Source organism: Paenilisteria riparia FSL S10-1204 (genome assembly GCF_000525995.1).
GTDB lineage: Bacteria > Bacillota > Bacilli > Lactobacillales > Listeriaceae > Listeria_A > Listeria_A riparia.
On the sequence record NZ_AODL01000004.1, the window covers coordinates 120,966 to 143,073 of the forward strand.

Consider the following 22,108-nt stretch of genomic DNA (forward strand, 5'->3'; position numbering starts at 1 on the left):
TCAAGATAAAGCAAAATCGCCGAGCCATTCGAGCGCTTGTAGCTGATTTATCGGGGTCATGTCCCAGACTCAATTATTTTAACAAATAAGCCGTCCTTACGAGTAAAATACAGTCTGGTGTTGTATTTTCGAAGTGTAAAGACGTTTTTTTGTTAAGCCAAACAAGAGGAGTTGTTAAATTTGTCGATTACAGATGCCGAAAAACAAGAACGATTCCAAATTTTGTTGCAGCAAATTGGATTAGGAAATGATGCCGTATTTCAAGATTTCACGAAAGATGGGAAAATCGAGAAATTGGTTGTAGATAAAACGAATAAAATCTGGGAATTTCACTTAGATGTGGCTCAAATTTTGCCTTTCGAATTGTTTCAAATGATGCGGGTAGGGATGAACCAAGCATTTGCTCAAATTGCGCAGACGACGATGCGGATTCATGTGCGCGATGAAACAGTGACAGAACGACTCGTGACAGACTACTGGAATGACACGATTACGCCGTTTGCCAAGCAGTCTCCAATGATTGGACAGTTGCTTTTAGAGCAGACGCCGGTGTTTAGTGCGCCTAATTTTATGGAAATTCGTGTACATAATGAGATGGAGCAGACGACGATTGGCCAGCGCTTTCAACAAGCCATTGTCGAAAGCCTACGCGAAAAAGGTTTTCCAAATATGGTGTTGCGAACAAGTTTGCTCGATCAGTCGGAAACGGATAAATATAAAGCATTTGTAGAAGCAAAAGAAAAAGAAGACCAAGCGAAAGCGCTAGAAGCCGTGCAAGTCATGCAAAAACGCGCAGAACAACAAGCAAGTGGCGATGGCGGAGGAGCAGCCCCATCAGGACCGTTCCAAATCGGCTACAAAATCAAAGACGACGAAGAACGGAAAAAATTGGGCGATATTTACGATGAAGAACGCCGCATCACGGTGGAAGGCTATGTTTTTGCGACCGAAATTCGCGAGCTACGCAGCGGCCGAAGTCTGTTACAATTCAAAATCACCGACTACACAAGCTCAATCATTATAAAAATGTTCTCGCGTGACAATGAAGACGCCGCGATGTTTAAAAATATGAAAAAAGGCATGTGGGTCCGTGTTCGTGGTAGTGTCCAAATGGATACTTTCGTTCGTGACTTAATTATGATGGCGCAAGATGTGAATGAAATTGCTGGTGTGAAGCGCTTAGATACAGCAGATGAAAAACGTGTCGAACTACATTTACACACACCAATGAGCCAAATGGATGCGACATCTTCCGTGAATGATTTAGTACAACAAGCAGGCGCATGGGGGCACAAAGCCATCGCGATTACTGATCATGCCGTTGCCCAATCATTCCCAGAAGCATACGGTGCTGGAAAGAAACACGGTGTTAAAATTCTCTACGGAATCGAAGCTAACCTTATCGATGACGGCGTTCCAATCGCGTATAACGAAACACACACGGCGCTAAAAGATGCTACGTATGTTGTTTTTGATGTCGAGACGACTGGTCTTTCTGCAGTGTACGACACCATTATCGAACTTGCAGGCGTTAAAATGAAAGACGGTGAGATTATTGATAAATTCGAGGCTTTCATCGATCCTGGGCACCCGCTTTCTGCAACGACCATCAACTTGACGGGTATCACTGATGACATGGTTAAAGGTTCTGACCCAATCGAAGTTGTTTTGCAAAATTTCAAAGATTGGTCAGGCGACGCCATTTTAGTAGCCCACAACGCCTCATTCGATATGGGCTTCATCAACACTGCCTACGAAAAAGTCGGCATTACAAAAGCCGATAATTCCGTTATTGATACGCTTGAACTTGCCCGTTTTCTATACCCGCATTTCAAAAATCACCGCCTAAACACATTAACGAAGAAATTTAATATCGTGTTAGAACAGCATCACCGGGCGATTTTTGATGCAGAAGCAACGGCATATCTTGGTTGGAAGCTCATTAAAGACGCAAAAGAAATGCGTGACATTGACTTCCATGATCAATTTAACAACTACATGGGAGAAGGCGACGCATACAAACGCGCTCGTCCATTCCACGCAACGATTTATGCACAAACCGATGTTGGTCTGAAGAATCTTTTCAAACTCGTTTCTTTATCGCAAATCAACTACTTCTTCCGTGTACCCCGCATCCCAAGATCGCAAACTGAAAAAACTACGCGAAGGACTCATCATTGGCTCTGCCTGCAACCAAGGCGAAATTTTCGAAGCGATGATGCAAAAAGGGATGGCCGAAGCAGAACGAATAGCCGATTTTTACGACTTTATCGAAGTACAACCAAAACCTGTTTACCAGCCACTCATTGAACGGGAGCTCGTTCGTGATGAGACGGCGCTTGAAGAAATCATCCGCAATCTTGTGAAAGTCGGTGAAAAAACAGGTAAACCAGTTGTTGCAACAGGAAATGTACATTATTTAAATCCAAACGATAAAATTTACCGCAAAATTCTCATTCACTCACAAGGTGGTGCTAATCCGCTAAATCGCGCCTCTTTGCCAGATGTTCATTTCCGTTCTACAGATGAAATGCTCGCCGAATTTGCCTTTTTAGGAGAAGAGAAAGCGCGCGAAATCGTAGTGACAAACTCTAACCTTGTTGCTGATTGGATGGATGACTTAAAACCAATTAAAGATGACCTATATACGCCAAAAATCGAAGGTGCAGAAGACGAAGTTCGTAACATGAGCTACACAATGGCGCGCAGTATTTACGGAGATGAATTGCCAGAAATTGTCGAAGCAAGACTGGAAAAAGAACTGAAAAGCATCATCGGTCACGGTTTTGCCGTTATTTACTTGATCTCGCATAAACTCGTGAAGAAATCGCTAAATGAGGGCTATCTCGTAGGTTCGCGTGGATCGGTTGGATCTTCGCTCGTTGCGACGATGACGGAAATCACCGAGGTAAACCCATTGCCGCCACATTATATTTGCTCTAGCTGTAAACATTCCGAGTTTTTCGATGACGGTTCGGTCGGCTCTGGATTTGATTTGCCGGATAAAGATTGCCCAAATTGCGGCGCAGCGCTAACGAAAGAAGGACAGGATATTCCGTTTGAAACGTTCCTAGGCTTTAAAGGGGATAAAGTTCCCGATATCGATTTGAACTTCTCTGGGGAATACCAGCCAGTGGCCCATGCATATACGAAAGAACTTTTTGGTGAAGACTATGTTTACCGTGCTGGAACCATTGGTACGGTTGCCGAGAAGACGGCGTTTGGTTATGTGCGAAATTACGAGCGCGATATGAATATGACGATTCGTGGTGCTGAAATTGACCGTCTGGTGCAAGGCTGTACTGGGGTAAAACGGACGACAGGACAGCATCCAGGGGGGATTATTGTTATCCCAGATTACATGGATGTATATGATTTCTCGCCAATCCAATTCCCAGCAGATGCCACGGATTCCGAATGGAAAACGACCCATTTTGACTTCCACTCGATTCACGATAACGTGCTGAAACTCGATATACTCGGACACGATGATCCGACCGCAATTCGGATGCTTCAAGATCTAAGCGGTATCGACCCAAAAACAATTCCAACCGACGACAAAGAAGTGATGAAACTATTTGGTTCCACAGAATCACTAGGCGTAAAACCAGCAGACATTGACTCCAAAACAGGTACCCTAGGCATTCCAGAGTTCGGAACTCGATTCGTTCGTCAAATGTTAGAACAAACCAAACCAACCACGTTCTCCGAGCTCGTCCAAATTTCCGGATTATCACACGGAACTGACGTCTGGTTAGGAAACGCCGAAGAACTTATCAAAAATGACATCTGCTCATTAGCCGAAGTAATCGGTTGTCGTGATGACATCATGGTTTTCCTTATTTACCAAGGGTTAGACAGTTCTCTCGCCTTCCAAATCATGGAGTCTGTTCGTAAAGGGAAAGGCCTCACAGAAGACATGGAAGCAGCAATGATCGAAAACAAAGTACCGAATTGGTATATCGATTCTTGTAAAAAAATCAAGTACATGTTCCCGAAAGCCCATGCCGCGGCCTACGTATTAATGGCTGTGCGTATCGCTTATTTCAAAGTCCATCATCCACTGTTCTTCTACGCGACATATTTCACCGTCCGTGCCGACGACTTTGACTTAACCGCGATGGTAAACGGAAAAGAAGCAACCAAAGCTAAAATGCAAGAAATCAACGCTAAAGGGCTAGAAGCTTCGACAAAAGAGAAGAACTTGCTAACCGTTTTAGAAATCGCCAATGAAATGCTAGCACGCGGGTTCTCTTTCCAAAAAGTAGATTTATACAAATCTAGTGCAGACGAATTCATCATTGATGGCGACCAATTGATTCCTCCATTTAATGCTATTCCGAGTCTCGGTACAAACGTTGCTAAAGCTATCGTAGAAGCGCGTGAAGACGGCGAGTTTCTTTCTAAAGAAGACCTGCAACAAAGAGGGAAAGTGTCCAAAACGATTATCCAATACATGGATGACCAAGGTTGCTTGGACGGCTTACCAGATCAAAACCAACTATCCTTATTTTAAAATTGGCTTTACACAAAGGCTCAAGCAAGGTTTAACGGTTGCAGGAACCGGGAATTTGTGTTATAGTTAATATCGAAATGACGATAACTAACCAAGAGTGGGCTAATGCCCACTCTTTCCTTTTGCAACTTTGCATGGTTAATATATCGTAAAACATGAATTTATACCGCGTTTAATAGTATAGCCACACCATTAGTTATATTGAACAACGCTTATAATTCACGAGAATATAAGGAGGCTAAAATGAGTAAAGTTCTTGAACAAGTAGAAGAAATCGTTTTGCCAATCGCAAGCGAGCTTCAACTAGAACTGGTCGATTTAGCGTTTGAAAAAGAGGGTAAGCACTGGTATTTAAGGGTATTTTTAGATAAAGAGGGTGGCATTGATATTGATGAATGCGCCTTGGTTAGCGAAAAACTAAGTGAAATCTTAGACAAAAATGACCCAATTACGCAGAATTACTTTTTAGAAGTATCATCACCAGGCGCTGAACGACCACTAAAAAAGGAAAAAGATTTTGAAGAAGCAGTAGGTAAGTGGGTGCATGTGACAAGCTATGAACCAATTACTGACCGCAAAATGTGGGAAGGTACACTCACGAAGTACGACGGCGAAACATTGACGATTGAGATTCTCGATAAAACGCGTAAAATCGTTTGCGAAATCCCTAGAAAAAGCGTAGCCAAAGCAAGACTAGCGATTAAATTTTAAAGGAAGCAGTAAAAGATTAAAGGAGCTGAGAAAGAATGAGCACAGAATTATTGGATGCTCTTCATGTTTTAGAACATGATAAAGGAATTTCCCGCGATGTTATTATCGAGGCAATTGAGGCGGCACTTGTGTCTGCTTATAAACGTAACTTCAACCAAGCGCAAAACGTACGCGTAGATTTGAACTTAGATAACGGTTCGATGCACGTACTGGCACGTAAAGATGTTGTTGATCAAGTATTTGACTCGAGACTTGAAATTTCAGTAGAAGAAGCCCACAAAATCAATCCAGCGTTTAAAGTGGGTGATGTCGTGGAACTAGAAGTAACACCGAAAGATTTCGGTCGAATCGCAGCTCAAACGGCAAAACAAGTCGTAACACAACGCGTACGTGAAGCAGAACGTGGCATCATTTATGATGAATTTATCGATCGCGAAGATGATATCATGACTGGTATCGTTGAACGTCAAGATTCTCGTTTCATCTACGTCAACCTTGGTAAAATCGAAGCGATTCTCTCCCAAAACGAGCAAATGCCAAACGAAACGTACCGCGCACATGACCGTATCAAAGTCTACTTAACAAAAGTCGAAAAAACAACAAAAGGTCCGCAAATTTACGTATCTCGTACACATCCTGGTCTTTTAAAACGCCTTTTTGAAATGGAAGTTCCTGAAATTTATGAAGGTCTCGTGGAGATTAAATCTGTAGCTCGTGAAGCTGGCGACCGTTCAAAAATCTCGGTCTACACAGAAAACCCAGAAATCGATCCAGTTGGCTCATGTGTTGGACCTAAAGGCGCACGTGTACAAGCAATCGTCAACGAACTAAAAGGCGAAAAAATCGATATCGTCGAATGGTCTGCAGATCCGTTCACATTCGTAGCTAATGCGCTTAGCCCTTCCAAAGTGCTAGATGTCATTGTTAATGAAGAAGAACAAGCGACAACCGTTATCGTACCTGACTACCAACTATCCTTAGCTATTGGTAAACGTGGCCAAAACGCCCGTCTTGCTGCGAAACTAACGGGTTGGAAAATTGATATTAAGAGTGAAACAGTTGCCACAGAAGCTGGTATCTATCCACGCCCAGATGGTCCAGTCATCGAACGCGTAGACATTGATACGGCGGATGAAGCGGAGCAAGACGAAGAATAAAGGAGTGAACTTTTCACGATGCGTAACAAGAAAATTCCCTTAAGAAAATGTATTGTAACTGGTGAACGCAAACCAAAAGGCGAACTTTTACGTATTGCCTACTCCAAAGACGGTGTACTTACGATTGACCCTAGCGGAAAAGCGCCAGGACGCGGTTTTTATATTCTAATCGACAGTGCCGTTGCCCAGAAAGCCAAGAAGAAGAACAGTATTTTTGGACAACTAAAAATGCCAGAACAAGAAGGATTTTACGATCAACTAATTGAATACGTAAAAACAGTCGAAGGAGCATAACATGGATCTTACTAAAGTCTATTCCTTACTTGGAATTGCTTTTCGCGCCCGTAAGCTCGTAACTGGCGAAGAATTAGTTTTAAAAGAAGTGAGACGTCAAAAGGCAAGATTAGTCATCATTTCAGAAGATATCTCAGAAAAAACCGAGAAAACAATCCGTAACAAATGTCAGTATTACGATGTCCCGCTTGTGAAAGCCGGCACCCGTGAACAACTTGGCGGTGCAATCGGTAAAGATGCAAGGGCCATTATAGCAGTAATGGATAAAGGATTTGCGACAAAATTAGCGGATCTGCTCGGGTGAAATCTTAACGGAGGTGTGTCACATGAGTAAAGTTCGTGTATATGAATACGCAAAAGAACACCAATTACCTAGTAAAAAAGTCATTGAAACACTACAAGGGTTAGGCGTTGAAGTCGCTAACCACATGTCTACCATTAACGAAAACGCATTACGACAACTTGACAAAACATTGCTTGGACCGAAAAAAGAATCTGCCGCGCCAAGCAGCCAACCTAAAGCAACAAACGAAGCAGGTCAAAGTAAGGGGTCTAATAAACCAAATATGAATGATAAAACAAATCAATCGAAACCAAATAATAATAGTAAACCGTCTCAAGGTGGAAACAAACCAGCAGCAAGTGCTAACAAATCAAGCGGTGGCGGCGCTAACCGTCCAAACAACAATAGCGGCACACAGAACCGTCCAGGCGGAAACAATGCCGGCGGTGGCAACCGTAATAACCAAGGTGGCAATCGCAACAACAACCAAAACCGCGGTCGCAAAAACAACACGAAATACAAAGGCAAACGTAATCACAGTACAGTACCACCAACTCCGCCAAAACCAAAAGAGCTTCCAGAAAAAATCGTTTTCTCCGAATCACTTACAGTTGGCGAGCTAGCGCGTAAATTATACCGCGAACCATCTGAAATCATCAAGAAATTATTCATGCTAGGCGTAGTCGCAACCATTAACCAAGTGTTGGACAAAGATGCCATTGAATTAATTTGCGGGGAGTATGGTGTCGAAGTAGAAGAAGAAATCAAAGTAGATATCACCGATTTAGATGTGTATTTTGAAGAAGCAACCGAAGAAGATAAAGGCAAAGAAGTTGAGCGTCCAGCCGTGGTTACCATTATGGGTCACGTCGATCACGGTAAAACAACATTGCTTGATTCCTTGCGTAACACGAAAGTAACACTAGGCGAAGCAGGTGGAATCACGCAACATATTGGTGCCTACCAATTAGAAGTACACAATAAGAAAATCACATTCCTTGATACACCAGGTCACGCAGCCTTTACAACGATGCGTGCACGTGGCGCAAGAATTACGGATATTACGATTCTTGTTGTAGCAGCTGACGATGGCGTCATGCCACAAACCATTGAAGCGATTAACCATGCGAAAGCAGCCGACGTTCCAATTATTGTAGCTGTTAACAAAATTGATAAACCACAAGCCAACCCAGATCGCGTAATGCAAGAACTAACAGAATATGAATTAGTTCCAGAAGCATGGGGCGGCGACACGATTTTCGTACCAATTTCCGCTAAATTTGGCGAAGGCCTAGATAACCTACTAGAAATGATTCTGCTTGTATCTGAAGTAGAAGAATTAAGAGCCAACCCAGACCGTTTAGCTATCGGTAGTGTTATCGAAGCAGAGCTAGACAAAGGTCGTGGTTCCGTTGCGACACTATTAGTACAAGACGGTACACTAAAAGTCGGCGATCCAATCGTTGTTGGAAATACTTTTGGTCGCGTTCGTGCGATGGTCAATGACCTTGGCCGCCGCGTGAAAAAAGTAGGACCAAGTACACCAGTTGAAATCACTGGACTTAGCGACGTACCACAAGCCGGAGACCGTTTCGTTGTTTTCGAAGATGAAAAAACGGCGCGTAGCGTCGGTGAATCACGTGCTAGCCGTGCTGTTGTAGAGCAACGTTCCGCAACAAACCGCGTCAGCCTAGAAAACTTATTCGAACACATGAAAGCTGGCGAAATGAAAGAAGTTAACGTCATCATCAAAGCCGACGTTCAAGGTTCTGTCGAAGCACTTGCTGCTTCTTTACGCAAAATCGAAGTCGAAGGCGTAAACGTTAAAATCATTCACACATCTGTTGGTGCCATCAACGAATCCGATATTACACTTGCTGCAGCATCTAATGCAATTGTTATTGGTTTCAACGTACGCCCAACAACACAAGCCCGTGAAGGTGCTGAAAACGAAGGCGTAGATATCCGTCTACACCGCGTTATTTATAAAGCAATCGACGAAATCGAAGCAGCGATGAAAGGAATGCTTGACCCAGAATTCCAAGAAAAAATTATCGGTCAAGCGCAAGTTCGTCAAACCATCAACGTATCTAAAATCGGTACAATTGCTGGTTGCTACGTAACAGATGGCAAAATCACACGTGATAGTGGCGTACGTATTATCCGCGACGGCATCGTTGTTTTCGAAGGAGAAATTGCGACACTCAAACGTTTCAAAGACGATGCAAAAGAAGTAGCTAAAGGCTTTGAATGTGGTATTACAATCGAGAAATTCAACGACATTAAAGAAGACGATGTGATTGAAGCGTACATCATGGAGGAAATCGAACGTAAATGATCCGTTACGTCGAATCCGAATGGGTAATGCAGACACCACAAACGTTGAAAGAAAAACGGGCCATCATCAAGCGTGTCTTAACACGCGCCGGTCAGAAATTTAATATCTCCATTGCCGAAATTGGATTTCAAGACAAATGGCAGCGAAGCCTCATCGGTTTTGCTGTCGTCTCGGAATCACACATTCACGCTGAAAAAGTAGCCGATACCGTGCTTGCTTTTTTAGACGCATTTCCAGAATGGGAACGTGGGCAAACAACAATGGAAAGTCTGTAAAATGAGGTGAAAACATGAATGTTCGAGCTAATCGTGTAGCAGAGCAATTAAAAAAGGAGCTTGGCGACATCCTAAACCGTAAAATTAGGGATCCGCGCGTAGGTTTCATTACTGTCACAGGTGTTGACGTAACAGGAGATTTACAACAAGCAACCGTGTTCGTGTCTGTTTTAGGTGAAGAAAAAGAGCAAAAAGATGCCCTTGTTGCCCTAGACAAAGCACATGGTTTTATTCGCTCTGAAATTGGAAGTCGCATTCGCTTGCGCAAAGTACCAGAACTATTTTTTGAAATTGATAATTCTGTCGCTTACGGCAACCATATCGATGACTTATTACGTGGTTTAAATAATAACGAATAATAAACAACTGAAGGATAGGTGCCAGTATCATCGGCCGTCTATCCTTCTTTGTGTAGGAATAGGAGGGCAATCTATGGACGGAATTATCCCTTTGTGGAAAGAAAAAGGAATGACCAGTCACGACTGCGTGTTTAAACTACGAAAAATTTTACAAACAAAAAAAGTTGGGCACACAGGTACGCTTGATCCAGATGTCGAAGGCGTACTACCAATTTGCATTGGAAGGGCAACAAAACTCGCCGAATATATTACCGATGAAGGTAAAGTATACGAAGCAACCGTCACACTTGGAACTGCGACGACTACCGAAGATGCTAGCGGAGAAATCATTGCTGAAAAAGCAATTACCGAAACCATCCTACCAATTGATGTAGAAAAAGCAGCCAAATCCTTCGTCGGCACGATTCAACAAACACCACCAATGTACTCCGCTGTCAAAGTAAAAGGCCGTCGTTTGTATGAATATGCAAGGGCTGGTATAGAGGTGGAACGTCCTATTCGTACGGTGAATATTTATGCAATAGACTTGCTCAAACCTTACACACCAATAAGTCCAGATAATAACACTTTCCGAATTCGCATTCACTGCGGCAAAGGCACCTATATTCGCACACTCGCCGTTATGATTGGTGAAAAACTCGGATACCCCGCCCACATGTCCGAACTAAAACGAACGCAAAGCGGTATTTTCACAGATGCCCAGTGCTTCACGCTGGCCGAAATCGAAGCTTTGCGCGCGAAAGAAGACGAAGTCAGTTTTCTTTATCCGCTAGAAGATGGTCTTTCCGATATGAAAAAACAAGACATATCCGACCTCGTGTACGAAAAAGTCTTAAACGGCGTCGTACTTCCAGAACAGTTCATTAAAGATCGCAGTGAAGGCCGCGTCGCGCTCATGCACAACAATAAGCTGACCGCAATCTACGTACAACATCCCGAACGTCGCGATTTTTGGAAACCAGAGAAAGTTATCGAATTACGAGCCGGCAAATTAAATTAACCAAACAAAAAGAAGCCTGCCGATTTTTCAGGCAAGCTTCCGTATTAACTCCATATTGATTGCGCACTATTCACATACCCGTAAAGCAGTTGCGTAAAACATTTAGAGAAGGGGATTTCATGGAAATGTATTTTTTACACCATCCACCAGAAACCAAAGAACGCGACCCGAAAGTCATCGCACTCGGTTTTTTCGATGGATTACACCGTGGGCACCAAGAAGTAATCAACACAGCTAAAAAAGAAGCTGAAAAACGCGGCATCAAAACCGCTGTTCTAACTTTCGATCCACATCCATCGGTCGTCCTTAGCCAAAAGCGCAAACAAGTCAAATACTTGACTCCGCTAGAAGAAAAGAAAAAGCGCATGGCAGAACTAGGCGTCGATATTCTATACATTGTTCGCTTCACAACGGCATTTTCGAACCTTAGTCCAGAAGATTTTGTCGCGAATTACCTTATCGGTTTAAATGCAAAACATGTCGTGGCAGGTTTTGATTACTCTTACGGACGTCAAGGTGCTGGCAAAATGACCGAACTGACGAAGTACGCCGATAACCAATTTGATGTCACTATCGTTGAGAAACTAGAAGATTTGCATGATAAAGTAAGCTCAACCAACATTCGTAAATACATTGAAGAAGGCCAGCTGGATGAAGCAAACCAACTTCTAGGTTATCCGTATACCGTCACAGGAACAGTCATTCACGGGGATAAGCGCGGCCGCACAATTGGTTTTCCAACTGCTAATATTGCCGTTGACGAAGGATTCCTGATTCCAAAATTAGGCGTGTACGCAGTGAAATTCAAAGTCGGCGACAAAACGCATCTTGGCATGGCGAGCATTGGCTATAACATCACATTTAAAGACGACCAAGCGATGTCTATCGAAGTGTATATTTTAGACTTCCACCAAGAAATTTATGGCGAAGAAGTCGAAATCGAATGGTTCCATTATTTCCGCCCTGAATTGAAATTTAACGGCATAGAAGGACTAATCGAACAATTGAAGAAAGACGAAGAAGATACAAGAGCATTTTTCTCATAAAAAGTGTGGCTATTGCTTGCTTTTTGCTAGAAAATAGTGTATCTTTAATTCTGTACGAAAAAAGAACCCTTACTTGGCATTTAGCGAGTCACCAACGCTTTGCTCAGTATGTGGGGATTAGAAATGAAGGAGGTGTGTAAGAAATGGCATTGACACAAGAGCGTAAAAATGAAATTATCGCTGAATATCGTGTACATGATACGGACACTGGTTCACCAGAAGTTCAAATCGCTGTTCTTACTGCAGAAATTAACAGTTTGAATGAACACGTTCGCGTTCACAAGAAAGACCACCACTCTTATCGTGGTTTGATGAAAATGGTCGGTCACCGTCGTAACCTTTTAACTTACCTACGTAAGAAAGATGTTGCACGTTACCGCGAACTTATCGGACGTCTAGGTTTACGTCGATAAAAACAAGGAAAACGGGATATTTTTGTCCCGTTTTTTTTTTGAAAAAATGAAAACAGAGGTAGCGAAAACCTAGCAAGAAAGAGGCTTTATCGCATGAATCCAAAAACGTGCTAGTACACGGATAGTAGTAGGTTTTTGGATTCATGTGTGTCTGAGAAATCCATGTTCCTCAGGCGTGCGTGAAGAATTATTATGCATGGTAAAGTTTCTAGCAAGGTGCGCTCCTCCTATGTAAAAGGAGACTAAAATATGTCAGAAAAACAAGTATTCAAGTCCACATGGGCAGGAAAAGATTTAGTAATCGAAGTCGGTCAAATGGCGAAACAAGCCAATGGCGCAGCACTTATCCGTTATGGTGACACGGTTGTTTTAACAGCTGCGGTAGGCTCAAGAAAACCAAGACCAGGTGATTTTTTCCCATTAACCGTTAACTACGAAGAAAAAATGTATGCCGTTGGTAAAGTACCAGGCGGTTTCTTAAAACGTGAAGGACGCCCAAGCGACCGCGCAACATTAACAGCTCGTCTCATCGACCGTCCCATCCGTCCGCTTTTTGCTGAAGGATATCGCAATGACGTACAAATCACATCGACTGTGCTTAGCGTAGAGCAAGATTGTTCCCCAGAAATGGCTGCAATGCTTGGCTCATCTATCGCACTTTCTATCTCAGACATTCCGTTTGAAGGTCCAATCGCAGGCGTTGACGTTGGTCGCATTAATGGCGAATATATTATCAACCCAAGCGTGGATCAAGCAGAACAAAGCGATATTAGCCTAACTGTTGCCGGAACAAAAGAAGCAATCAACATGGTAGAAGCAGGCGCGAAAGAAGTTCCTGAAGAAGCAATGCTTGAAGCAATTATGTTCGGTCACGAAGAAATCAAACGCTTAATTGCCTTCCAAGAAGAAATCGTTGCTGCTGTTGGTAAAGAGAAGATGGAAGTCGAATTATTCGTTCCAGACGCTGCCCTTGTGGAAGAAATCAAACAACGCGCAGAAGCAGACATGAAAAAAGCAATCCAAACAGAAGAAAAACTAGCGCGTGAAGAAAATATCACCGTACTAAAAGAAACGGTCATTGCGGAGTACGAAGCGAAAGAACTCGAAAACGCGGCTGACATTTTACCAGAAGTAGGGCATATCCTTGAAATTCTTGAAAAAGATGAAATGCGCCGCCTTATTTCTCAAGATAAAATCCGTCCTGATGGTCGTAAAGTGGATGAAATCCGTCCGCTATCATCAGAAGTTGGCGTTTTGCCGCGGGTCCATGGTTCAGGTTTATTTACACGTGGACAAACACAAGCGCTTAGCGTATGTACATTAGCGCCTTTACGCGAACACCAAATCATTGATGGTTTAGGTCTTGAAGACTCAAAACGCTTCATGCATCATTATAACTTCCCGCAATTCAGTGTTGGGGAAACAGGCCCACGTCGCGCTCCAGGTCGTCGTGAAATTGGACATGGAGCACTTGGCGAACGTGCCTTGCAACAAGTTATTCCGAGTGAGGAAGACTTCCCATACACGATTCGCCTTGTATCCGAAGTTTTGGAATCTAACGGCTCTAGCTCACAAGCAAGTATTTGTGGTTCGACGCTTGCAATGATGGATGCTGGTGTACCAATCAAAGCGCCAGTAGCAGGTATTGCGATGGGTCTTGTAAAACTTGGCGATGACTACACAATTCTTTCTGATATTCAAGGAATGGAAGATCACTTCGGCGACATGGATTTCAAAGTTGCTGGAACACGTGACGGTATTACAGCTTTACAAATGGATATTAAAATCGACGGTCTTAGCCGTCAAATCCTAGAAGAAGCATTGACACAAGCCAAAGCTGGCCGTCTGCACATTCTAGAACATCTGGAAGCAACGATTAATACACCACGCGAAACACTGTCTGAGTACGCACCGAAAATCGTTACGATGACAATCAAACCAGACAAAATCAAAGACGTTATCGGGCCTGGCGGTAAACAAATCAACCAAATCATCGATGAAACAAGCGTTAAAATCGACATCGAACAAGATGGTACAGTATTTATCGCATCCCAAGACGATGCAATGATTGAAAAAGCAAAAGCCATGATTGAAGAAATCGTGCGCGAAGTACAAGTTGGCGAAATTTACGACGGTAAAGTACGCCGCATCGAGAAATTTGGAGCTTTTGTTGAATTGTTCAAAGGAAAAGATGGCTTGATTCACATTTCCGAACTAGCGCATGAACGCGTTGGCAAAGTAGAAGACATCTTGAAAATGGGCGATATCGTCAAAGTAAAAGTAACAGAAATCGATGACCACGGTCGCGTAAACGTATCTCGCAAAGCGTTAATCGAGAAAAAAGAAGGGGACAGCAGCACGGAACAATCAAGCCGTCCACCACGCAAAGAAGGCTACAAAAAGCCCTACAACAAAGATAAAAAATAAATTTATCCAAAACGCTCGTCTAGGCATACTGTCTGGCGAGTTTTTTTGCATCGAAAAAGCCTGCCATCACAAGGATAACAGGCTAGCATTACTATTTCTTTCGTGCTTTTAAATTGGATTTATATTGCGTTTCTAATGCCTTGTGAACGGCCTTCCACTTCTGCTTCTCCGCACGTTGTAAAACAGGGTCGTTTTTACGCTCGAAATAGGCTAATTCTCGCTTCAATTTCACCCAATTCGAATAATGAGCCTCTGGGAGTGTCCCGTCTGCGAGAGCGGCTTGTACGGCGCATTCTGGCTCCGTTCCATGTTGGCAATTACGGAATTTACAGCGTGCCGCCAAATCTTCAATATCTTGAAATGTCTCACTAAGTCCGTCACTAGCTTGGCCAATACCAAGTTCGCGCATTCCCGGTGTATCAATAACGAGCAAACCAGTCTGCAATAAATGCAGTTCCCGATGCGTCGTCGTATGCTTACCTTTGGAGTCATCCTCGCGAATACTACTTGTTTTCATGAGCGGCTCCCCGGCCAAAGCATTAATAAATGACGATTTCCCAACACCTGAAGATCCAAGCAGAACAACCGTCTCACTGGGTTTCAAAAACGCCTCAATCGCTTCAAAACCACGTTTCGATAAATTATCCACTGGAAAAACTGGCACACCGTACGCAACAAGTTCAATTTCCGTCACGATTTGCGCCACGTCATCACTTAAATCCGCTTTCGTCAAAATAATTACCGGTTTCGAACCGCTATACCAAGCAATCGTCAAATAGCGTTCCAACCGATTCATACTAAAATCATGATTTAGCGAACTAACAATAAATACGTAGTCAAAGTTCGCCGCTACCAATTGTTCGCCACCAGCAGGATCACTGCGCTTAAACACTGTCTTCCGATCTAATACACCATGAATCAACGACGTATCTTGCGGATAACTCTCCAATGCCACAAAATCACCAACCGCCGGCAATTCTGTATTCACCGCGCCCATAAACGCAACATATTTCAGTTTGGCCAAATGCTCACCATCTTTGGATATCACCTTAAAAAAAATCTTTAAAAACAGCTGTAACACGTGCTGGAACTAATCCTTCCTGAAATGTTTGCGCCTCAAAAAAATCCGTAAATCCATAATTATTAATACTATTCAATGTTTTCGCTCCTTTATAATAGGGGAGCTTTAATTCAAATCAAACGCTCCCAAAATGTGATTGCTCTTCGTATTTAGAAAAATTACAATATCCATCATTCATCATCCTTTCATAATGGGAATTCCGTTTCATTATAACACGACAAGAACGCTTTTACTAGGTTAAAAGGCAACAAAAAAACAGGAGAGTTTCAAAGCACTTTCCTGTTTTAAATATTAATTCTTATGCGTAATGATTTTCGCGATTTGATCAGCTGTCATTGTACTATTTACGTTATAGGCACCATCACGAACATATTTCTCATAGCCATTTGCACGTAAGAACTTATCAAATTCAGAACCAGATTTGATGATTCCTGCAGCTTGAAGTTCATTGCCTGCTTTAGACGATGGATCGCCTTTTTTGATTACAAGCGTAAATTTCTTCACTTGTTTCGCTTTTTCTTCTTCCGCTTTTTTCTTAGCTGCGGCTGCTTTTTGTGCTTCTTCCGCTTGTGATTTAGCTAGTTCTTGAGAGGCTAGTAAATCCTCGTACTTCTTTTTGTAAGAAGAGTCATCGGCTTGTGTTGTCGTTGTTTTTTCTGGCTTGGCTGATTTTTCTGCTTGTGCACTTGATGAAAAGAAAGTGTCAAAGACAAGCAAGAGCACGGCTGAGATTAAGAAACCCAGTGCCAACATGCGAAGTGATTGTTTCATTTTGTAAGTTCCTCCCCTAAATAGCTCCTAATTAATGAGCAACGTATTCAGCGATTATTTCATTTACTTGTTCTTCAGAAAGCTCGGATTGAACAATAATTTCCTCTATAGTGACACCAGAAGTATACAAATTGATGATTTGTTTCTTTCTCAGGTCGCGCAGTTTCTTACTTGATGTGCGGACTGGTGTAACAGTATCAGCATCAATTTTCATTGTATCTTCCAGGGTAGACACGCGTTTTTTTTAATTCGAAGTTCTCTTGCATTAATTGTGATGCAATCTCTTCAAGCTCGCTTTCCAATTGTTTGCTATTTCCTTTTTGCATAAATGAAAGCAAGAATAGGACAACAGAACAAGCAAGGAGAATTATGATTAATACCGTCATTGTGTGAATAACACCTCTTTTCCTAAACTCTACTTCTATTTATAGCACAATTTGGAGTAAAAACATAGTCAAAAAGACAGATTGTAAAGAAAATAAAAAAGAAAAGCTCAGGAATCCTTGCGCAAAGCCTTTAAAAATGATATTATAATACAGGTCTGATAGATAAATAATCCGTTTGAAAGAGTCTGGAGGGAAATAGAATGCGTGTTAATATTACTTTAGAATGTACAGAGTGCGGCGATCGCAACTACATTACAACTAAAAACAAACGTGAAAACCCGGAACGTATTGAATTAAAAAAATATTGTCCAAGATTGCGCCGTGTGACTTTGCACCGCGAAACTAAGTAAGCAGCAGGATTTTCGCCTGTTGCTTTTTTTTAGCTTTTTATGAGTGAAGGGGGCTTTCAAAATGGAAGAAAAAGCGATTTTACGGCATGACACATTGGCAAAGCTAAACGAAATGGATGAAATTACATATGAAAACCGATCCGCAAGCCTTGCTAAACAGCTTTATAATGAAGAAGTATGGCATCAAGCGACAACTATTGGTATCACAATCGCTCGCTTTCCAGAAGTCGCAACAAAAGAAATCATTCGTCGCGCTTGGCTAGAAGGTAAAATAGTGGCCATTCCTGAAACGAATAACAAAACTAGAGCGATGCATTTTCGTCGCTACCAACCAAATGATCCACTAATACAAAAAGCACTCGGCTTGTACGAGCCTACAAAAGATGCACCAATTATTTCAGAAGAAGAAATAGATTTACTTATCGTTCCTGGTGTCGTTTTCCGCTCAGATGGGTATCGAATTGGTTTTGGCGGAGGCTTCTATGACCGCTATTTAGCAGGATATAAAGGCAATACGATTTCGCTTTGCTATACTGACCAAATGACTACCAATTTCACACTAGAAAACCACGACTTACCTGTTCAAAAACTACTGATCGAAGCAAATCAAAAATAATAGCAGAAAAATGGCAGAGATTGATTTACAAGACTCTCCTTTTTGCGTATAGTATTACTTATAAATAGGATTTTAAAGAAAGCAGGGAATTTTTTGAGCTTCCAAGAACAGTATATCTTTTGGCGATTAACGAACTATTTTCTTGTAGAAGAGGGCTATCGCTTAATTCATCTCCATGAAAAGAAACAAGAACTATGGTTAGACAATCCAGCCCAGAAGAAACGGCCAGTGATTCGAATTCAGATGAAGGAACTTAGCTGGGCAAATGTGGTAGAGCGTGATATTGAACAAGTAATGCGTGTTTGCGAAGACTTACGTAAACAAATGGGGCGCTTGAAACTCCCACTTGTCAATATTTATATTACACCTTTTGCACCGGTTGGGGACATTTCAGAATGGTTCGACAAGCCGCTACAATCCGATAACGAGAAAATACATTTAAATAATATATTGATTGATAAAGAAGAAGCGAACGCACAATTACCTGGCATAGAGGAATCGCTGAATATTCCGGCAGGTACTTTCCGTGTTCCAGAAGACATTGATGAGGCGGTTGTAGTAAAAGAACGCAGTCATGTTATTAATTACATTACTACAAAGGTTAGTGAAGAACAAGTACAGGCTCGCAAGGACAAGCCTTATGTGACCTATGCTTTACTAGCTATTCAGATTGTTGTATTCTTAATCATGACGTTCACCGGTGGAACAAGTAACAATACTTACAATCTAGTTCGTTGGGGTGCTAAGTTTAACCCGCTTATTTATGCTGGCGAATGGTGGCGCTTTATTACACCGATGTTCATCCATATAGGCTTGCTACATTTACTCATGAATTCAGTTGTCCTCTATATCATCGGACCAATGGCAGAAAAACTTTACGGAAAATGGCGTTATGCAGTTATTTATTTTATATCTGGTATTACCGGTGTCGTTGCAAGCTTTGTATTTAATGTAAATGTCTCAGCGGGTGCTAGCACAGCAATTTTCGGTATTTTCGGGGCCTTGCTCTATTTAGTCGTACTAAAACCGCATATTTATGCGCGCTCACTAGGAATCAGCATTGCTGGGTTAGTTGTTGTGAATTTAGTGGTTGATTTATTTTCGCAAGGAATTGACTTAGCTGGTCATGTCGGGGGATTGGTTGGTGGATTCTTGATTGCAGGTGCCTTATCCATGCCTAACCAATATTTCCATTGGCGCCGTGTCCTTTATGGTATTTCTGTTGTCGTATTAACCGCATTTTTCCTATGGTTCGGTTTTAGTAAAGGTCAGCAACCATATGATCCACAAAATGCAAACGGAGTTGCAGGAACATTTATTCAAAATGAAGATTTGGATACTGCACAAACTATATTAGATCGGCTAAAAGTGTCGAATAGCGCTGATGACGCCACATTCACCAATTTGGCAGTGATTGCAACATTAAAAGACAACGAGAAACAAGCCGCAATTTACGCAAAGGAAGCAATCCGCATGCAGCCTTTTAACCCCCCATGCCCATTTCTTATTAGCTAGGAGTTACGAGATGCAAGGCGATTTGAAACAAGCTTTAAAAGAAGCAAGCATCGCTGTAGAGCAGGAGAATTCCGAAACATATATGCAGTATAAGCAGTATTTAGAAAGCAAAATCCAAATGAGATAAGAAGGTATCGTTATGAAAACAGTTTATGATGTGGCTCAATTGCTTAAGAAATATGGCATCTTTGTCTACTTAGGGAAAAGGGAGTGGGACATTGAGATGATGGAGTACGAGCTTACCGAACTGTTTAAACATAAATTGCTTGATCGAGAAGTATATGCTCGTGCGCGATCGATTTTAAAAGTGGAGCTGGATAAAGAGAAAGCAAAAAATAGAGTGTAGATTAGGAGACATGTGAACATGGAAAAGAAATTAATTGGTGTTGACCTAGGTGGAACTACTGCAAAAATTGCGATTCTAACAACAGATGGAAAAATCGAAGAAAAGTGGTCTGTCGCAACAGACATAGAAGACGAAGGATCTCATATAGTTCGCAATATCGGCGACAGCATTAATCAGAAATTAACCGATTTGCAATTAGACAACAGCGGTTTCTATGGCATCGGAATGGGTACCCCAGGAACGATTGATTATGAAAAAGGAACTGTAAAAGGCGCCTATAACCTTAATTGGGCGAAAACACAGAATGTAGCAGCAGACTTAAAGGCGATTACAGGCTTAGATGTGTATTTAGATAATGATGCTAACATCGCAGCTGTAGGAGAAAGATGGCAAGGCGCAGGTGAAGGCTCTGCGAACGTATTCTTCGTAACATTAGGAACAGGTGTCGGTGGTGGTATTTTCGCTGAGGGAAAAATTCTTCACGGAGCAAAAGGTGCAGCAGGAGAGATTGGACATATAACTGTAGACACAAGTGAACATGCCTACGACTGTACTTGTGGCAAAAAAGGATGTTTAGAAACCATTGCATCTGCTACAGGCATTGTTCGAGTTGCAAAAGATTTAGCTAGAACCTATGAGAAAGGTTCCAAATTGAAGACAACATCAGAAGAAATAACATCGAAGCTTATTTTCGAACTGGCAGCAGAGAATGATGAGTTAGCGACCAAAGTAGTTGATCATATTTGCTTCTATCTTGGCCTTGCGTGTAGCCATATTGGTAACATGCTAAATCCAGAAAAAATTATTATTGGCGGTGGTGTTTCTGCGGCAGGTGACGCGTTACTAAAACCAATTCAAGCTTATTTCGAAGGTATGGTTTTCCCAGCAGTACGAGAGTCGACATCAATTTCGATTGCAACTCTAGGAAACGATGCAGGAGTTCTAGGTGCAGCGTGGTTAGCACTTCCAGCTGAATAAAAGCTATTGATTGGCGATATTATTAGTACCTATTTAGACTAATAATATCGCTTACTTATTTTATTTTGCTGGAAATTTGTTTTAGTGTCGGAATGTCAGGGTAAAATGTAATTAAACATACAAACAATTGGGGGGAGAGAGATGAATAAAAAACGCATATTTTTTCTAATTACTATCCTGGGTCTTTTATTTCTTTCCTATGGTTGCGAAAGTGAGAAAGCACCGACCAAAAAACAAAACAAACACGCCTGACGCAATTAAAACATCGAACATTAAATCAAAAGAATTTCAACGAGTAGTCGGCTGGATCGATGACAATCATGTATTAGTGCAACTAAAGGGAAATAAGAAGATGACATTCGAAAGCCTAGATGTCTTTACAAACAAAAGGAAAACTATTTATGAAACAAAAAATGTTATCTCAGAAGTTCTTATTAGTCCAAATCGCGACCGCTTTTTACTTTATTCAGCGGCAAATAAAAAAGAAGCTTCCCTAGAGGTGATTTCCATGTCTGGCGCGCTAATGTATACAAAAACTATAAAGCCGCAAAATATCGAATTTGGCTGGAACCAAGATAATCAGGACAAAATGTTCTTAACAACATTTGATACAGATTGGAATTATCAAGTTTTTCAATGGGATATCTTATCTGGTGCTTTGACCAAGTTGAACACAGATGCACCATTTGTAACATGGTACAGTGATAATCTATTTGTTTTTAATCAGAAGATTTCGCCAAAAGATGATAAAGGCGATTTATATTTAGAGGATATGCGCAATAAGCAAATGAAAAGCTTGATTGCAGCCAATATTTATCAGTTCGTGGTTTCGGCAAACACATTGTTAACAATGGAACCCGGCGACACGAAGCAAGAGATGACTTATAATTTTAGGACAATAGGATTTCAGTCTTACTACCGCTATCATGCACCGAGGGTTTATGACGAACTCGGTACTTTCTTTCCGTTTTATGATTTAAATGTAGAACAGCAAAATTTCCTTACATTCGAGCCATATGAAAGTAAAAAATTAAAAGATTATGGCGGGGAATTTAAGTTAGTCAGTGTCGATCCTAAAGCAAAAAAGAAGAAGACTATATTAGAGCTTGTCAGTAACGAACCGATTCTAACTTCTCCGAATGGTAGATATTGTCTGTATGGTTATTTATTTGATCAAATTATTGATTTAAAAACTAAAAACATAACTTACCTGATACAGCATCAAGATAAAATGTATTAAAACATG

19 protein-coding genes and 3 pseudogenes are annotated in these 22,108 nt (G+C 41.7%); 18 read left to right on the forward strand and 4 right to left on the reverse strand.

What is annotated here, in order from left to right; translation table 11 throughout:
- Positions 1-180: 180 nt before the first annotated feature.
- From PRIP_RS02615 to pnp, 12 genes and pseudogenes are all read left to right on the forward strand, one after another.
- A pseudogene (locus PRIP_RS02615) lies at positions 181-4,516 on the forward strand (PolC-type DNA polymerase III).
- Positions 4,517-4,759: 243 nt separating this feature from the next.
- A complete protein-coding gene (gene rimP / locus PRIP_RS02620) occupies positions 4,760-5,227 on the forward strand; it encodes a ribosome maturation factor RimP (RefSeq protein ID WP_036099300.1) in 468 nt (155 codons plus the stop codon).
- A 35-nt stretch (positions 5,228-5,262) separates the two neighbouring features.
- Entirely contained in the window at positions 5,263-6,384 is a 1,122-nt protein-coding gene (gene nusA / locus PRIP_RS02625) for a transcription termination factor NusA (protein WP_036099302.1), read from the forward strand.
- Positions 6,385-6,402: 18 nt separating this feature from the next.
- Entirely contained in the window at positions 6,403-6,678 is a 276-nt protein-coding gene (gene rnpM, locus PRIP_RS02630; RefSeq protein ID WP_036085452.1) for an RNase P modulator RnpM, read from the forward strand.
- A 1-nt stretch (position 6,679) separates the two neighbouring features.
- A complete protein-coding gene (locus PRIP_RS02635; RefSeq protein ID WP_036085450.1) occupies positions 6,680-6,982 on the forward strand; it encodes a YlxQ family RNA-binding protein in 303 nt (100 codons plus the stop codon).
- 22 nt (positions 6,983-7,004) lie between these two features.
- Entirely contained in the window at positions 7,005-9,299 is a 2,295-nt protein-coding gene (gene infB, locus PRIP_RS02640) for a translation initiation factor IF-2 (protein ID WP_036099304.1), read from the forward strand.
- Positions 9,296-9,574: a DUF503 domain-containing protein gene (locus PRIP_RS02645; RefSeq protein WP_036085446.1), complete on the forward strand. Its 279-nt coding sequence runs from the start codon at positions 9,296-9,298 to the stop codon at positions 9,572-9,574. The genes infB and PRIP_RS02645 overlap by 4 nt, the downstream gene beginning before the upstream one ends.
- Before the next feature lie 14 nt (positions 9,575-9,588).
- A complete protein-coding gene (gene rbfA / locus PRIP_RS02650; RefSeq protein ID WP_036099306.1) occupies positions 9,589-9,933 on the forward strand; it encodes a 30S ribosome-binding factor RbfA in 345 nt (114 codons plus the stop codon).
- A 73-nt stretch (positions 9,934-10,006) separates the two neighbouring features.
- Positions 10,007-10,933 (forward strand): tRNA pseudouridine(55) synthase TruB, encoded by a 927-nt coding sequence (gene truB, locus PRIP_RS02655; RefSeq protein ID WP_036099308.1) that lies wholly within the window; start codon positions 10,007-10,009, stop codon positions 10,931-10,933.
- 119 nt (positions 10,934-11,052) lie between these two features.
- The gene (locus PRIP_RS02660) at positions 11,053-11,979 is read left to right on the forward strand and encodes a bifunctional riboflavin kinase/FAD synthetase (protein WP_036099310.1); all 927 of its coding nucleotides are present in this window, start codon (positions 11,053-11,055) and stop codon (positions 11,977-11,979) included.
- Positions 11,980-12,122: 143 nt separating this feature from the next.
- Positions 12,123-12,392, forward strand: a complete 270-nt coding sequence (gene rpsO / locus PRIP_RS02665) for a 30S ribosomal protein S15 (protein WP_036085439.1) — start codon at positions 12,123-12,125, stop codon at positions 12,390-12,392.
- A gap of 249 nt (positions 12,393-12,641) precedes the next feature.
- Positions 12,642-14,819 carry a polyribonucleotide nucleotidyltransferase gene (gene pnp, locus PRIP_RS02670; protein WP_036099312.1) on the forward strand — a complete coding sequence of 726 codons (2,178 nt, stop codon included), beginning with the start codon at positions 12,642-12,644 and terminating at the stop codon, positions 14,817-14,819.
- 91 nt (positions 14,820-14,910) lie between these two features.
- On the opposite strand, the pseudogene rsgA reads toward pnp, so the two are convergent.
- From rsgA to PRIP_RS17520, 4 genes and pseudogenes are all read right to left on the reverse strand, one after another.
- Positions 14,911-15,976 (reverse strand): annotated as a pseudogene (gene rsgA, locus PRIP_RS02675) (ribosome small subunit-dependent GTPase A).
- 215 nt (positions 15,977-16,191) lie between these two features.
- Positions 16,192-16,671 (reverse strand): MltG/YceG/YrrL family protein, encoded by a 480-nt coding sequence (locus PRIP_RS02680; RefSeq protein ID WP_036099313.1) that lies wholly within the window; start codon positions 16,669-16,671, stop codon positions 16,192-16,194.
- Positions 16,672-16,702: 31 nt separating this feature from the next.
- Positions 16,703-16,885: a hypothetical protein gene (locus tag PRIP_RS17515; protein WP_241434071.1), complete on the reverse strand. Its 183-nt coding sequence runs from the start codon at positions 16,883-16,885 to the stop codon at positions 16,703-16,705.
- Positions 16,875-17,057, reverse strand: coding sequence for a hypothetical protein (locus PRIP_RS17520; protein WP_241434072.1), 183 nt, complete (start codon positions 17,055-17,057; stop codon positions 16,875-16,877). The genes PRIP_RS17515 and PRIP_RS17520 overlap by 11 nt, the downstream gene beginning before the upstream one ends.
- A gap of 200 nt (positions 17,058-17,257) precedes the next feature.
- On the opposite strand from PRIP_RS17520, the gene rpmG reads away from it, so the two are divergent.
- The 6 genes and pseudogenes from rpmG (at position 17,258) to PRIP_RS02715 (ending at position 22,102) form a co-directional block, all read left to right on the forward strand.
- Complete coding sequence (gene rpmG / locus PRIP_RS02690; protein WP_003719608.1) at positions 17,258-17,407, forward strand: 50S ribosomal protein L33; 150 nt, start codon at positions 17,258-17,260, stop codon at positions 17,405-17,407.
- A 61-nt stretch (positions 17,408-17,468) separates the two neighbouring features.
- Entirely contained in the window at positions 17,469-18,023 is a 555-nt protein-coding gene (locus tag PRIP_RS02695; protein WP_036099314.1) for a 5-formyltetrahydrofolate cyclo-ligase, read from the forward strand.
- 93 nt (positions 18,024-18,116) lie between these two features.
- Positions 18,117-19,665: pseudogene (locus PRIP_RS02700) on the forward strand (rhomboid family intramembrane serine protease).
- A 12-nt stretch (positions 19,666-19,677) separates the two neighbouring features.
- Positions 19,678-19,884, forward strand: coding sequence for a YqgQ family protein (locus tag PRIP_RS02705; RefSeq protein ID WP_036085431.1), 207 nt, complete (start codon positions 19,678-19,680; stop codon positions 19,882-19,884).
- 18 nt (positions 19,885-19,902) lie between these two features.
- Positions 19,903-20,862, forward strand: a complete 960-nt coding sequence (locus PRIP_RS02710; RefSeq protein WP_036099315.1) for an ROK family glucokinase — start codon at positions 19,903-19,905, stop codon at positions 20,860-20,862.
- A gap of 211 nt (positions 20,863-21,073) precedes the next feature.
- The gene (locus tag PRIP_RS02715; protein WP_149023741.1) at positions 21,074-22,102 is read left to right on the forward strand and encodes a YqgU-like beta propeller domain-containing protein; all 1,029 of its coding nucleotides are present in this window, start codon (positions 21,074-21,076) and stop codon (positions 22,100-22,102) included.
- The last annotated feature ends 6 nt before the right edge of the window (positions 22,103-22,108 follow it).